This is a genomic window from Stappia stellulata (genome assembly GCF_020176715.1).
Classification (GTDB): domain Bacteria; phylum Pseudomonadota; class Alphaproteobacteria; order Rhizobiales; family Stappiaceae; genus Stappia.
In genome coordinates this window covers 109,937-122,690 of sequence record NZ_JAIVMF010000014.1, presented here as the reverse complement: position 1 = coordinate 122,690, position 12,754 = coordinate 109,937, and the positions used below count along the sequence as shown (strand labels likewise).

Genomic DNA, 12,754 nt, shown 5'->3' with positions numbered 1-12,754 from the left:
GGCGGAGCCTGCGCCCGCGCCCGCGCCGGACCCCGAGCCGAAGGTGGCCGAAACGCCGCCGCCGCTCCCGGCCTCCGCGCGTCCGCGCAGCAAGCCGACCCCGCCGCCGCGGGTCGATCCGCCGAAGGACTTCAATCCGAACCAGATCGCCGCGCTTCTCAACAAGGTGGAACCGGCCGGAGGCGGATCGCCGTCGGCCTCCGACGCGCCCGCCTCGCTCGGCAGCCGCGAGGGGCTGAGCAACGTGACGATGAGCCAGTCGGAGCTGGATGCCCTGCGCGGGCAGATCTCCAGGTGCTGGAGCCCGCCGGCCGGCACGGCGGGCGCCTCCGACCTCAACGTGCGGCTGAAGGTGTTCTTGACGCCGTCCGGCGAGGTGGACCAGCGGCCGGAAGTGATGAATTCGAGCGGCAATCCGTCGTTCACGATCGCGGCGGAAAGCGCAAGGCGCGCGGTGTTGCGCTGCGCGCCCTATTCGCTGCCGGCCGAGAAATACGACTCCTGGCGCGAAGTCATCATCAATTTCGACCCTCGGGACCTGTTGGGCGGATGATGCAACGAAGCGCCAGCCGGGACTTCTCCCGCACGGACGCGGTTCCGGCCGCGCCCGCAAACATGGTACTGCAAGAGACGGCGCGTGCGATCGCGCCGCATGGGAGCCTCGCATGATGGAGCCTCGAGCGATGAAGCCAAGCGTGAAGCAGGGGCGGGCTGTCGGACGTGTCACAGTCCGCGTGTTGTCCGCTGTCGCGATGCTTGTTGCGGTGACGGTCGCCGGTCTCGCCCCCCTGGCGCCGACGCCGGCGCGCGCGGTGGTGGAGATCGACGTCACCCAGGGCAATATCGAGCCGTTGCCGATCGCGATCCCGACCTTCACCGGTCAGGGAGGCGATGCCGACATGGCGGCGCAGATCTCGGAGGTGATCACCGCCGACCTCAGCCGCTCCGGGCTGTTTCGCACCCTCGATCCGGCAAGCTTCATCGAAAAGACCGTGAGCACGGCTGCGCCGCCGCAGTTCGCCTCCTGGCGCCCGATCGGCGCGCAGGCGCTGGTGGTCGGCGCGATCGAACGCCAGTCGGACGGGCGCATCCGCGCGGAATTCCGCCTGTGGGACGTCTTCGCCGGCCAGCAGATGCTGGGCCAGCAGTTCTACACCACTGCCGACAACTGGCGGCGGATGGCGCATATCATCGCGGATGCGATCTATGAGCGGCTGACCGGCGAGAAGGGCTATTTCGACACGCGCATCGTCTTCGTCGACGAGACCGGGCCGAAGGACAAGCGCGTCAAGCGGCTGGCGATCATGGACCAGGACGGCGCCAATGTACGCTATCTGACCAACGGCAACGATCTCGTACTGACGCCGCGGTTCTCGCCGTCGCGCCAGGAAGTCACCTACATGGCCTATGACGGGTCGGACCCGAAGGTCTACCTGCTGAACATCGAGACCGGCCAGCGCGAGGTCGTCGGCAATTTCCCCGGCATGACCTTCGCGCCGCGGTTTTCGCCCGACGGGCAGAAGGTGGCGATGAGCCTGCAGCAGGGCGGCAACGCCAATATCTTCGTGATGGACCTGCGCTCGCGCCGCACCACCCGGCTGACCAACACGCCGGCGATCGACACCAGCCCGTCCTATTCGCCGGACGGCAACCGGATCGTGTTTGAATCCGACCGCGGCGGTACGCAGCAGCTCTATGTGATGGACGCAAGCGGTGGAAACCCGCAGCGCATCAGCTTCGGGCCCGGACGCTATTCGACCCCGGTCTGGTCGCCGCGCGGCGATCTCATTGCCTTCACCAAGATGCACCAGGGCCGCTTCATGATCGGCGTGATGCGTCCCGACGGATCGGGCGAGCGCGTGCTGACCGAGGGCTATCACAACGAGGGCCCGGCCTGGTCGCCGAACGGACGCGTCCTGGTGTTCTTCCGGGAAACGCCGGGTGCCAATGGCGGGCCGCAGCTGTGGACGGTGGATCTCACCGGCTACAACGAGCGGCGCCTGCCGGTGCCGGCCTTCGCCTCCGACCCGGCCTGGTCGCCCTTGCTGGAATAGGTGCGGCGGGATAGGGTCGCTGGTCGAAATCCGTCGCTTGTCCCGCAACGAGACCGCACCGGCGCGTCGCATGCGCCCTCCGTGTCGGACGAAGCGGGCAAGGAAAAATTAACCACGTTGCTGAACGGCGGCTTAACCAGTTTCGCTGTAGAAGCATTTACCCTGTCGGGGCCGTGGGGTTCAGGAGTAGGAATTCATGATGCAATTCGGGATGCAGGGACGGGGCGTACGCTTCGCCGCCGTAATCGCGGGCACGCTGCTGCTCGCTGCCTGCGCACAGACCAAGCCGGACGGCTTGACGGGCAATGTCCAGCCGGGCACCGGTCAGGACTTTGTCGTCAACGTCGGCGATCGCGTTTTCTTCGGAAACGACCAGACCACGCTGTCGTCCCAGGCGACGGCGACGCTGGACAAGCAGGTTCGCTGGCTGCAGAGCTATGGCCGCTATACGGTGACCATCGAGGGCCATGCCGACGAACGCGGCACGCGCCAGTACAACATCGCGCTCGGTGCGCGCCGTGCCAACGCCGTGCGCGACTATCTCGTCTCGCGCGGGATCTCGGCAAGCCGCGTCAAGACCATTTCCTATGGCAAGGAACGCCCGGTTGCCGTGTGCAACGACGAATCCTGCTGGACGCAGAACCGTCGCGCCGTCACCGTGCTGGACAACGCCGGCAGCTGATCGGCGCTTGAACGCGAGGACTTTCAAAACGGCCGGATGCGCAATGCGCCTCCGGCCGTTTTCGCGTTTTGCCCTCGCCGGTTGCCTGCGGGCGCAGACACCGTCAAACTTTGGCCGAACTCCCGGCGCCCTGTGCGCGTCATCGGATGTTGAGGTTGGTCTCTTGTCCGGCAAGGATGCCGCGACAAGAGCAGGGACAGGGACCGGGACCTCCGGCCACCCTGGAGACGAGAGCGACCCCCGTGGGGGCGGAGGAGATGCATGGAATTGTCAGTGTCCACCAGACATGACCCCGCGCGCGGGGGGCGAAGTCGGCCCGCGGCCGGCGGCGCGTTCGCCACGCGGCTCCTGAAGACCGCGCTTGCCGCCGTCGTGGCGCTGGCGGTGGTCTCGCTGCCGGCCAAGGCGCAGCTCTTCGGCTCGCGCGATGACGGCCAGGCGGCCGTGCGGCTCAACCAGGTCGAGGAGCAGATGCGCACGCTCACCGGCCAGGTCGAGGAGCTCAATTTCCAGATCCGCCAGCTTCAGGACCAGATCCGGCGGATGCAGGAAGACAATGAATATCGCTTCCAGCAGCTCGAGCAGGGCGGCGGCAAGCGCTCCGATGCCCGCCCGCCGTCCTCGGGCGACACGCAAGGGCTTGCCGGCACCATCGACGGCAGCCAGAGCTATGGCGCTGCTCCCGGCACGCTCGGCCAGATTCCCGCCGAGGGCGGATCGGGGGACGCGGAATATGCGGCTGAGGGCGGATATCAGGAGGGCGGCAGTGGCGGGCCGCTCGACCTCTCCGCGCTGGCGCGCGGCATCGGCTCCGTGCCCTCGGGCGACAGCGGGGGCGGCGACCTGGCGCCCGGCGTCTCCGGCGGGGGCAACGAGATGGCCGCCCTGTCCTCGGGGTCTCCGCGCGCGCAATATGACGAGGCCTATTCGCTGATCCTCTCGGGCAACTACGAGGCCGCGGAAAGCGGCTTTCGCGCGTTTCTCGACGCCTATCCGAACGATCCGCAGGCGGCGAACGCCCAGTTCTGGCTCGGCGAGAGCCTCTATGCCCGCAAGCAGTACCGGGAAGCGGCCGACGCCTTCCTGAAGAGCTATACGGACTATCCCGACAGCGCCAAGGTGACCGACAGCCTGCTCAAGCTCGGTCTTTCGCTGCGGGGCATCGGCCAGACCGATGCCGCCTGCGCGACCTTTTCCGAGCTCCTGACGAAATATCCGGGCGCGCCGACGGCGATCCGTGCCGAGGCCCAGGCCCAGAAGCAGAGCAGTGGCTGCGTCTGACAGCGTTTCGTCCCGCGCGATCGCGCCGGAGGAAGTCGACCGGCTGTTTTCCGGGCTTTGCGGGTATCGCAAGCTCGCGGTTGCCGTTTCCGGTGGCGCCGATTCGCTCGCGCTCATGGTTCTTCTTGCCGAATGGCGGCGCCGCACCCCCGGTGCGCCGGAGCTCGCTATCCTGACCGTCGACCATGGCCTGCGCCCGGAGGCGGCCGCAGAGACCGAAAGGGTCGCGGAACTTGCCCGCGCGCAGGGGCTTGAATGCCGCATCCTGACATGGAGCGGGGAGAAGCCCCTGGCCAACCGGCAGGCGCAGGCGCGCGAGGCTCGGTTCGCGCTCATGACCCGCGCGCTTGCCGAAGAGGGCGGCGATGCGCTGATCCTTGCCCATCACCTCGACGATCAGGCCGAGACCTTCCTGCTCAGACTGGCGCGGGGAAGCGGGGTCTACGGGCTTGCCGCCATGGCGCCTGTCGCGATGCGCGAGGGCATCGCGATCCTGCGTCCGCTGCTCGGGGTGGCCAAGGAGCGCCTGGTCGCATCGCTTGCCGAGCGCGGCATCGACTGGTGCGAGGATCCTTCCAACGACGACCCCGCCTATGCGCGCGTGCGCATGCGGCGGCTGATGCCGGATCTTGCCGCGGAGGGGCTGACACCCCAGCGGCTCGCGCGGACCGCCTCGCGGCTTTCGCGCGCTGCCACCGCGCTGGATTGCTGGTTGCACGATGTGCTCGCCCGTCACGCCGAGGTGCATCCGGCCGGCCCCGTTCGCGTGCCGCTGTCGGCCTTGCAGGATCTGCCGGAGGAAGTGCTGTTGCGGCTCGTCTCGCATCTTTTGACAAGGGTCGGCGCACAGGCCTATCCGCCTAGGGTCGAGAAGCTGGAACGGCTGATCGGCGAGCTGGCACAGGCGGAAGGGGCGCAGGCGACGCTGTGCGGGGCGGTCGTGCGGCGCACGGCCTCGGCACTGGTCGTCTGGCGGGAGCACGGCCGCGTGTCGCCGGAACCCTTGCGGGCACAGGCGCCCGGATCCTGGGTCTGGGACGGGCGGTTTGCCGTGTCGATGACGACGCTCGACCGGCTGGAGGTTCTCGCCCTTGCGGATGCAAGACGCCGGGACGGCGGGGGGGTGGGCCTCGTTCCGCCGGCAGGCTGGCCGGCGCAGGCCTTCGACATGGCGCCCTGCGTGCTGCGTGGCCAAGATGCGCCATATTGTCCCGGCTTCGGGGGCAACACACCGCCGACCGGGGTCGAGATTTCGCTGCTTCCGCTGTTTCAGGCGGCGAAATCCACCGGGAATTCCTTAAATTCGCTGCATTCGCGAATGACTTAAGGAAAATGAGAGGGGTTTGATGCAAATCTCGCGTGTCACCTTGGCAGTCCTGCCTGTGAGACCTATCTTGCAGTCTATGCTTATCGTCCCCGGCGCAGACCGCCGCGCGCCCGCGGTGAAGGAAACGCAATGAACGCCAACTTTCGCAATTTCGCCCTGTGGGTCATCATCGGCCTGCTGTTGATCGCCTTGTTCCAGCTGTTCCAGAACCCTGGCCAGCGGACCGAGACGAACAACATTCCCTTCTCCCAGTTCCTGAATCAGGCCGAGCAGGGGGACGTGCGGGAAGTCACGATCCAGGGGCAACAGGTCACCGGTCAGTATACGAGCGGCGACACGTTCCAGTCCTATGCGCCGGAATCGGCAGGGCAATATGTGGAGATGCTGCGCTCCAAGGGCGTTCGGATCACCGCGCAGCCTCCTTCGGAAAACTTCTCGCTTCTGGGCGCGCTGATCTCCTGGTTCCCGATGCTGATCATCCTCGGCATCTGGATCTTCGTGATGCGCCAGATGCAGGGCTCCGGCGGCAAGGCGATGGGCTTCGGCAAGTCCAAGGCCAAGCTCCTGACCGAAGCGCACGGGCGCGTCACCTTCGAGGACGTCGCCGGCATCGACGAGGCCAAGGAAGACCTCCAGGAAATCGTCGAGTTCCTGCGCGACCCGCAGAAGTTCCAGCGGCTCGGTGGTCGGATCCCGCGCGGCGTGCTGCTTGTCGGCCCTCCGGGCACGGGTAAGACGCTCACCGCGCGTGCCGTCGCGGGCGAGGCGAATGTGCCCTTCTTCACGATTTCCGGTTCCGACTTCGTCGAGATGTTCGTCGGCGTCGGCGCCAGCCGCGTGCGCGACATGTTCGAGCAGGCGAAGAAGAACGCGCCCTGCATCATCTTCATCGACGAGATCGACGCGGTCGGCCGCCATCGCGGTGCCGGCCTCGGCGGCGGCAACGACGAGCGCGAGCAGACGCTCAATCAGCTGCTCGTCGAGATGGACGGCTTCGAGCCGAACGAGGGCGTGATCATCATCGCGGCGACCAACCGTCCCGACGTGCTCGATCCCGCGCTGCTGCGCCCGGGCCGCTTCGACCGGCAGATTGTGGTGCCGAACCCGGACGTCACGGGCCGCGAGAAGATCCTCAAGGTGCATATGCGCAAGGTGCCGCTGGCGCCGGACGTCAACGTGCGCACTTTGGCGCGCGGCACCCCGGGCTTTTCCGGTGCCGACCTGATGAACCTCGTCAACGAGGCCGCACTTCTCGCCGCCCGGCGCGGCAAGCGTCTGGTGACGATGGCCGAATTCGAGGACGCCAAGGACAAGGTGATGATGGGCGCGGAACGCCGCACGCTCGTCATGACCGAGGAAGAAAAGAAGCTGACGGCCTATCACGAGGCGGGCCACGCCCTGGTGGCGCTGCACATGCCGGCCTCCGATCCGATCCACAAGGCGACGATCATCCCGCGCGGGCGTGCGCTTGGCATGGTGATGCGCCTGCCGGAGAAGGACCAGGTCTCGCTGACGCGGGCCAAGTGCAAGGCGGATCTTGCGGTGGCCATGGGCGGGCGTGTCGCCGAGGAGATGATCTTCGGCTACGAGAAGGTGACCTCGGGCGCGTCCGGCGACATCCAGATGGCGACCAAGCTGGCGCGGGCCATGGCGACCCAGTTCGGCATGTCCGACAAGCTCGGTCCGCTGCTTTACGGCGAGAATCAGGAAGAGGTGTTCCTCGGCCATTCGGTCGCCAAGAACCAGCATGTGTCGGAAGACACGCAGCGGATCGTCGACGCGGAGATCAAGGCCTTCGTCAACACCGGCTACGAGACCGCGAAGCGCGTGCTTGGCGAACACGAGGACCAGCTCCACACGATCGCCAACGGTCTGCTCGAATACGAGACGCTCTCGGGCGACGAGATCAAAGATCTGCTCGACGGCAAGCCGCCGGTGCGCGACACCGACGACGACGCCCCGCCGACCCGCGTTTCGGCGGTGCCGAAGACCGGCGCGAAGCGCCGCGACGAGGGCGACCAGCCGAGCGGCGGCATGGAGCCTCAGCCCCAGGGCTGAGCTAGCCGCGCGATTGCAGGACATATCCGGCCCGGCGGCCTTGTCGCCGGGCCGTTTTGTTACGAATGAACACAAATTTTGAACGTGTTTGCGTGTTGATGATGATAGTGAAACGCAGCGCGGCGGATCTCGTCCCGTCGCCCGGGGCTTATTGCAGGACGTGGCAGGGTTCACATGACACGCAAATATTTCGGAACGGATGGAATTCGCGGCACGGCCAACCGGGCGCCGATGACGCCGGATATCGCGCTCAAGGTCGGCATGGCTGCCGGCGTCTCCTTCCGCAATGGCTCCCATCGCCACCGTGTCGTGATCGGCAAGGATACCCGCCTGTCCGGCTACATGATTGAAAACGCGCTTGTTGCCGGTTTCACCTCCGTTGGCCTCGACGTGCTTTTGCTCGGTCCGATGCCGACGCCGGCGGTCGCCATGCTGACCCGCTCGGTCCGCGCCGACCTCGGGGTGATGATCTCGGCGTCGCACAATCCGTATCAGGACAATGGCATCAAGTTCTTCGGCCCCGATGGCTACAAGCTGTCGGATGCGGTGGAAAAGGAGATCGAGGTTCTGATCGAGCGCGATTCGGCATCGATGCTGGTTGCGCCCTCGAAGCTCGGCCGCGCGCGCCGGATCGACGGAATGCGCGACCGCTACGTGGAGTTCGCCAAGCGCACGCTGCCGCGCGAGATGAGCCTGTCCGGATTGCGCATCGTCGTCGATTGCGCGAATGGCGCGGCCTATAAGGTCGCCCCGGAAGCGCTGTGGGAACTGGGCGCGGATGTGATCGCCATTGGCGATGAGCCGGACGGCTACAACATCAATCTGAAATGCGGATCGACGGACACCGAGGCCCTGTGCCGCAAGGTTCACGAGGTGCGCGCGGACATCGGCATTGCGCTCGACGGCGACGCGGACCGGGTGATCATCGTCGATGAAAACGGGCAGGTGGTCGATGGCGACCAACTGATGGCCGTGGTTGCGCAGTCCTGGCTCGAGGACGGCCGGCTGTCCGCGTCCGGGATCGTGGCGACAGTGATGTCGAACCTCGGTCTGGAACGCTATCTCGGCGGGCTTGGTCTCAGCCTCGCACGCACCCAGGTCGGCGACCGCTATGTGGTCGAGCACATGCGCCAGCACGGCTACAACGTCGGCGGCGAACAGTCGGGCCACATCGTCTTGTCGGATTTCGCGACCACCGGTGACGGGCTGGTCGCAGCGCTGCAGGTGCTTGCCTGCGTCTCCAAGCTGGGCCGGCCGGTGTCCGAGGTCTGCCGGCGCTTCGACCCTGTGCCGCAGATCCTCAGGAATGTCCGCTATCAGGGCTCGAAGCCGCTGGAAAACCCGGATGTCCTGGCGGCGATCGAAGAGGGGCGCAAGACCCTTGGCAATTCCGGCCGTCTGGTGATCCGCCCGTCGGGCACCGAGCCGCTGATCCGCGTGATGGGCGAGGCCGACAATGAGGACGTGCTCGCCGGCGTCGTCGAGCGGATTGTCGACGCCGTGACCCATGCGGCTGCCTGAAGGCGGCGTCTTTCTCGTCCCGGTTGAGCTTTAGCGTGCCGATGCCTGCCCGACGGCCGTGTCGAACGGGGCGTATCGCCCTGTGTTCATCACTTGGTAACCCAAATCCGTGGAGAACCGTCGCAGGAAGCAACGCGCCGGCATTCTTTTACTTTTTGTTAAGGTAAAAAAGCGCGGTTAATTTTTAGGGTTAAGTGGCTCTTAAGTATTTTCGGCAATTCTACCCTCGTGTTTCACGTGCGCGGCCGGCAAGAACAGACTTTTCGGACGCTATCCAACGAGGACCGAGACATGAGCAGCCACTTTACAAAACTTTGCCTGGCTGGCGTCGCGATGATCGTCTCGTCAGCTGTACACGCGGCGGATATGCCCGTTCCGGTGATCGAACATGTGCCGCAGGTGCCTGTCGTCGCTGGTGGATGGTATCTTCGTGGCGACATCGGCTACAAGGTGTATCAAGCCCCGACCGTCGGTTATGGCGCTCTCGACTTCACCAACGAAAAACTCAACAACACCGGGATGATCGGTGCCGGTGTCGGTTACAAGTTTTCCGATTTCCTGCGCGCGGATCTTACCGTCGACTATGAATTCCCCGCCAAGTTCAAGGGCTACGCCCCTTGTACGACCTGCGGTGCAGGCGGTGCGGCCGGTTTCTCCACCGAGACGGCCGATATCGACGTCCTGACGTTCATGCTGAACGGCTATGTCGACATCGGCACCTGGCGCGGGTTCACGCCCTATGTCGGCGCCGGTATCGGTGCGGCCTATGTCAACGTGGACAATATCAAGTTCTCGAATCCGAATGGCGCGAGCGGCACCTATCCCGGCGACAGCACCTGGAACTTCGCCTGGGCGCTGATGGCGGGTGGCTCCTACGCGATCGACGAAAACTGGTCGATCGATGCGGGTTACCGCTACCTCAACATCGGCAATGTCTATTCGAAGAGCTTCAGCACGGGCGCTCCGAACCCGTCGCGCAAGATCCGCTACGAGGACTTGCAGGCGCACGAGTTCCGCGTCGGCGCGCGCTACACGTTCAACTCGACGCCGAGCTACATTCCCGAGCCGATCATCACCAAGTACTGATCGGCTTTCGGTGGAATGCAAGAAAAGGCCGGGCGCCACAGCGCCCGGCCTTTTTCGTTTGGGAGTGGCAGCGAATCTTCACTGGTTAGATTTTGATATGGAAGCTTATCCTCCCGATAATATTAAATCTCAAGCCTAGTCCTTCGCAAAAAATCATCAAACAATGGAACAGTGAAGTCTATCTCACCATACGAAGGTGAGTAAATCATGCCTTTTGTAATGATGCTGGCCCGTCTCGGACCTAAGGATTTTGGATCTTTTCCTAACGCTTTCGCGACATCATTTACTTTGTAGGGGCCATTTCCTAAACTCGCCATGGCCTCTACATAGTCAACTTCAGCATTGGTAAGACGGTCAAAACGGACACGAAAGAAGCCGTCATCTAGACGAGCAAAAGCTTTTTCGGTAGCTCTTTCTATATCATTAATATCAATTGGGCTTCCATCAGCAACATTCCACGCATGATGTCCCCATTCTTGGAGAAAAAATGGATATCCTGATGTCATTTTATTTATCTTCGATATTGCGTCATTCTCGATCTTTACGTTTTCAGCATCAAGTGGTTTGGTAATTGCATCATGTGCCGCAACTTCATCAAGCGCATCTATTTTCAGGTATACGAATAGCCTTTCAGAATAGCTTTTTGCATCACCTGATAGTTTTGCAATTTGTGGAAGTCCACCAGCAAAAACCATGACAGGTAGTTTGCGCTGTGACATGCGATGGACCGCGACAATGACAGCCGCGAGTTCTTCTTCTTTTAGGTATTGGATTTCGTCGATTAAGAGCACCCAACCTTTGCCCGCAGCTTGAGCGGCTCGACCGATCGCCTCAAACATATCACCTAGGTCGATGTCCAAATGACCGCTGTCGGCGACCCCTGGATCCGCATCTACGCCTATTTCAACGTCACCAAGTTTTATCTTGAACACACTCGCGAAACCACGAAGTGCTTGAAGGCCTCGCGTTGCGAGGTGTTTGGCACCTTCCAATGCAGATAGCTTGCGGAGCACTTGTCGCATTGCAGGGTATATCATTTCTGTGAGTGGTTTATTCTCAGGAGCCTCAATAAACGCGGAAATATACCCCTCACGCTCAGCGATATCTAAAACTTCGTTTAAAAGAACGGTCTTTCCAGTACCTCTTAGTCCCAGGAAAATCTGGCTCTGGGCGTTTTTTCCCATAATTACGCGCTTCAGCCCTACTTCGGCATCACGAATTATTTCTTCCCTGCCGGCCAATTCCGGGGGGCGTGAGCCTGCGCCAGGTGAGAAAGGATTTGCTACAGGGTCCATACCGAGCCTCCAGGAGCCATAATGTGCTAGTCAGAGCTACATAAAACTAACATGAATTCGATAGTTTTTAATAGCTCTACGTAGTGCATAAAAGTTCACCTGTGCATTTCATCCAGTGATGATGAAATTCGTCTCGGTCGCATTTCGACCTTGTTGCCAGCTTGCGCCGGACCGAGCCTTCCGATAAGCCCGTGTGCGGGACACCCCTCCCCAACGAGGGGCTTCTATCTGGAAGGGTAGCAGATGAGCAACTTGCATGAACCGGCCACGCGGCCGGAAAATCCGCGTTTTTCCTCCGGCCCCTGCGCAAAGCGCCCCGGCTGGTCCCCCGCAGCCCTCGATGACGCGCCGCTCGGTCGCTCCCACCGGGCCAAGCCCGGCAAGGCGAAGCTTGCCGAGGCGATCGATCTGACGCGTGCGGTTCTGGGCGTTCCCGACGACTACCGGATCGGCATCGTGCCCGCCTCCGACACGGGCGCGGTCGAAATGGCGATGTGGTCGCTGCTCGGCCCGCGCGGCGTCGACCTGCTCGCCTGGGAAAGCTTCGGCGCCGGCTGGGTGACCGACGCGGTCAAGCAGTTGAAGCTCGACGATACACGCGTGCTTGACGCCGACTACGGCAAGCTCCCCGATCTCGGGGCGGTCGATTTTTCCCGCGACGTGATCTTCACCTGGAACGGCACCACCTCCGGCGTGCGCGTGCCGAACGGCGACTGGATTCCGGCCGACCGCGAAGGCCTGACGATCTGCGATGCCACCTCGGCCGCCTTCGCGCAGTCGCTCGATTTCTCCAAGCTCGATGTCGTGACCTTCTCCTGGCAGAAGGTGCTGGGCGGCGAGGCGGCCCATGGCATGCTGATCCTGAGCCCGCGCGCAGTCGAGCGGCTGGAAAGCCATACTCCGGCCTGGCCGCTGCCGAAGATCTTCCGCCTGACCAAGGGCGGCAAGCTGATCGAGGGCATCTTCAAGGGCGAGACCATCAACACGCCGTCGATGCTTTGCGTCGAGGACTATATCGACGCGCTGAAATGGGCACAGCAGATCGGAGGCCTTGCCGCGCTGATCGCCCGTGCCGATGCCAATGCCGGTGCCATTGCCGACTGGGTGGCGCGCACGTCCTGGGTCGGGTTTCTGGCCGAAGATCCGGCCACCCGCTCCAACACCTCGGTCTGTCTCAAGATCGTCGACGATCGGGTCGCATCGCTCGACCCGGCCGCGCAGGCGGCTTTCGCGAAGGCGATGGCCACTGCGCTGGATCAGGCAGGTGTCGCCTACGACATCGGAGCCTACCGCGATGCGCCGAGCGGCTTCCGCATCTGGTGCGGTGCGACGGTCGAGACCTCGGATATCGAGGCTTTGCTGCCCTGGCTCGACTGGGCCTTCGCCAAACAGGCGGAAACGCTGGAGGCGGCTGCCTGAGCGCAGCCCTTTCATCAACACGTCCAGACAT

General features: G+C 63.6%; 10 protein-coding genes. 9 read left to right on the top strand and 1 reads right to left on the bottom strand.

The genetic code is table 11. The features are described from left to right. The 8 genes from LC092_RS15980 to LC092_RS15945 all read left to right on the top strand — a co-directional run. A partial coding sequence (locus LC092_RS15980) for a cell envelope integrity protein TolA (protein ID WP_224808182.1) occupies positions 1-553 on the top strand: 553 nt, incomplete at its 5' end. A gap of 199 nt (positions 554-752) precedes the next feature. Next, positions 753-2,054, top strand: a complete 1,302-nt coding sequence (gene tolB, locus LC092_RS15975) for a Tol-Pal system beta propeller repeat protein TolB (protein ID WP_224808194.1) — start codon at positions 753-755, stop codon at positions 2,052-2,054. A gap of 196 nt (positions 2,055-2,250) precedes the next feature. Then, positions 2,251-2,736, top strand: coding sequence for a peptidoglycan-associated lipoprotein Pal (pal, locus tag LC092_RS15970; protein WP_412103594.1), 486 nt, complete (start codon positions 2,251-2,253; stop codon positions 2,734-2,736). Positions 2,737-2,997: 261 nt separating this feature from the next. Beyond that, positions 2,998-4,017 carry a tol-pal system protein YbgF gene (ybgF, locus tag LC092_RS15965; protein WP_224808181.1) on the top strand — a complete coding sequence of 340 codons (1,020 nt, stop codon included), beginning with the start codon at positions 2,998-3,000 and terminating at the stop codon, positions 4,015-4,017. Next, entirely contained in the window at positions 4,004-5,344 is a 1,341-nt protein-coding gene (gene tilS / locus LC092_RS15960) for a tRNA lysidine(34) synthetase TilS (RefSeq protein ID WP_224808179.1), read from the top strand. Before ybgF ends, tilS begins: the two co-directional genes overlap by 14 nt. Positions 5,345-5,473: 129 nt before the next feature. Next, complete coding sequence (gene ftsH, locus LC092_RS15955; RefSeq protein WP_224808177.1) at positions 5,474-7,402, top strand: ATP-dependent zinc metalloprotease FtsH; 1,929 nt, start codon at positions 5,474-5,476, stop codon at positions 7,400-7,402. Between the two features lie 174 nt (positions 7,403-7,576). After that, positions 7,577-8,923 (top strand): phosphoglucosamine mutase, encoded by a 1,347-nt coding sequence (glmM, locus tag LC092_RS15950; protein ID WP_224808175.1) that lies wholly within the window; start codon positions 7,577-7,579, stop codon positions 8,921-8,923. A gap of 291 nt (positions 8,924-9,214) precedes the next feature. Beyond that, a complete protein-coding gene (locus tag LC092_RS15945) occupies positions 9,215-10,009 on the top strand; it encodes an outer membrane protein (RefSeq protein WP_224808173.1) in 795 nt (264 codons plus the stop codon). Positions 10,010-10,131: 122 nt separating this feature from the next. Here LC092_RS15945 and LC092_RS15940 read toward each other — a convergent pair whose 3' ends face one another. Next, entirely contained in the window at positions 10,132-11,304 is a 1,173-nt protein-coding gene (locus tag LC092_RS15940; protein ID WP_224808171.1) for an ATP-binding protein, read from the bottom strand. A 243-nt stretch (positions 11,305-11,547) separates the two neighbouring features. Between LC092_RS15940 and LC092_RS15935 the strand changes: the two genes are divergently transcribed. After that, positions 11,548-12,723, top strand: a complete 1,176-nt coding sequence (locus LC092_RS15935; protein ID WP_224808169.1) for a phosphoserine transaminase — start codon at positions 11,548-11,550, stop codon at positions 12,721-12,723. Positions 12,724-12,754 lie beyond the last annotated feature (31 nt).

What these genes read in the sequence shown, in the direction of transcription:
- ftsH (WP_224808177.1), top strand. Translation starts at nt 5,474, where the DNA reads ATGAACGCCAACTTTCGCAATTTCGCCCTGTGGGTCATCATCGGCCTG.
- LC092_RS15940 (WP_224808171.1), bottom strand. Translation starts at nt 11,304, where the DNA reads ATGGACCCTGTAGCAAATCCTTTCTCACCTGGCGCAGGCTCACGCCCC.
- LC092_RS15945 (WP_224808173.1), top strand. Translation starts at nt 9,215, where the DNA reads ATGAGCAGCCACTTTACAAAACTTTGCCTGGCTGGCGTCGCGATGATC.
- glmM (WP_224808175.1), top strand. Translation starts at nt 7,577, where the DNA reads ATGACACGCAAATATTTCGGAACGGATGGAATTCGCGGCACGGCCAAC.
- ybgF (WP_224808181.1), top strand. Translation starts at nt 2,998, where the DNA reads ATGGAATTGTCAGTGTCCACCAGACATGACCCCGCGCGCGGGGGGCGA.
- pal (WP_412103594.1), top strand. Translation starts at nt 2,251, where the DNA reads ATGATGCAATTCGGGATGCAGGGACGGGGCGTACGCTTCGCCGCCGTA.
- LC092_RS15935 (WP_224808169.1), top strand. Translation starts at nt 11,548, where the DNA reads ATGAGCAACTTGCATGAACCGGCCACGCGGCCGGAAAATCCGCGTTTT.
- tolB (WP_224808194.1), top strand. Translation starts at nt 753, where the DNA reads ATGCTTGTTGCGGTGACGGTCGCCGGTCTCGCCCCCCTGGCGCCGACG.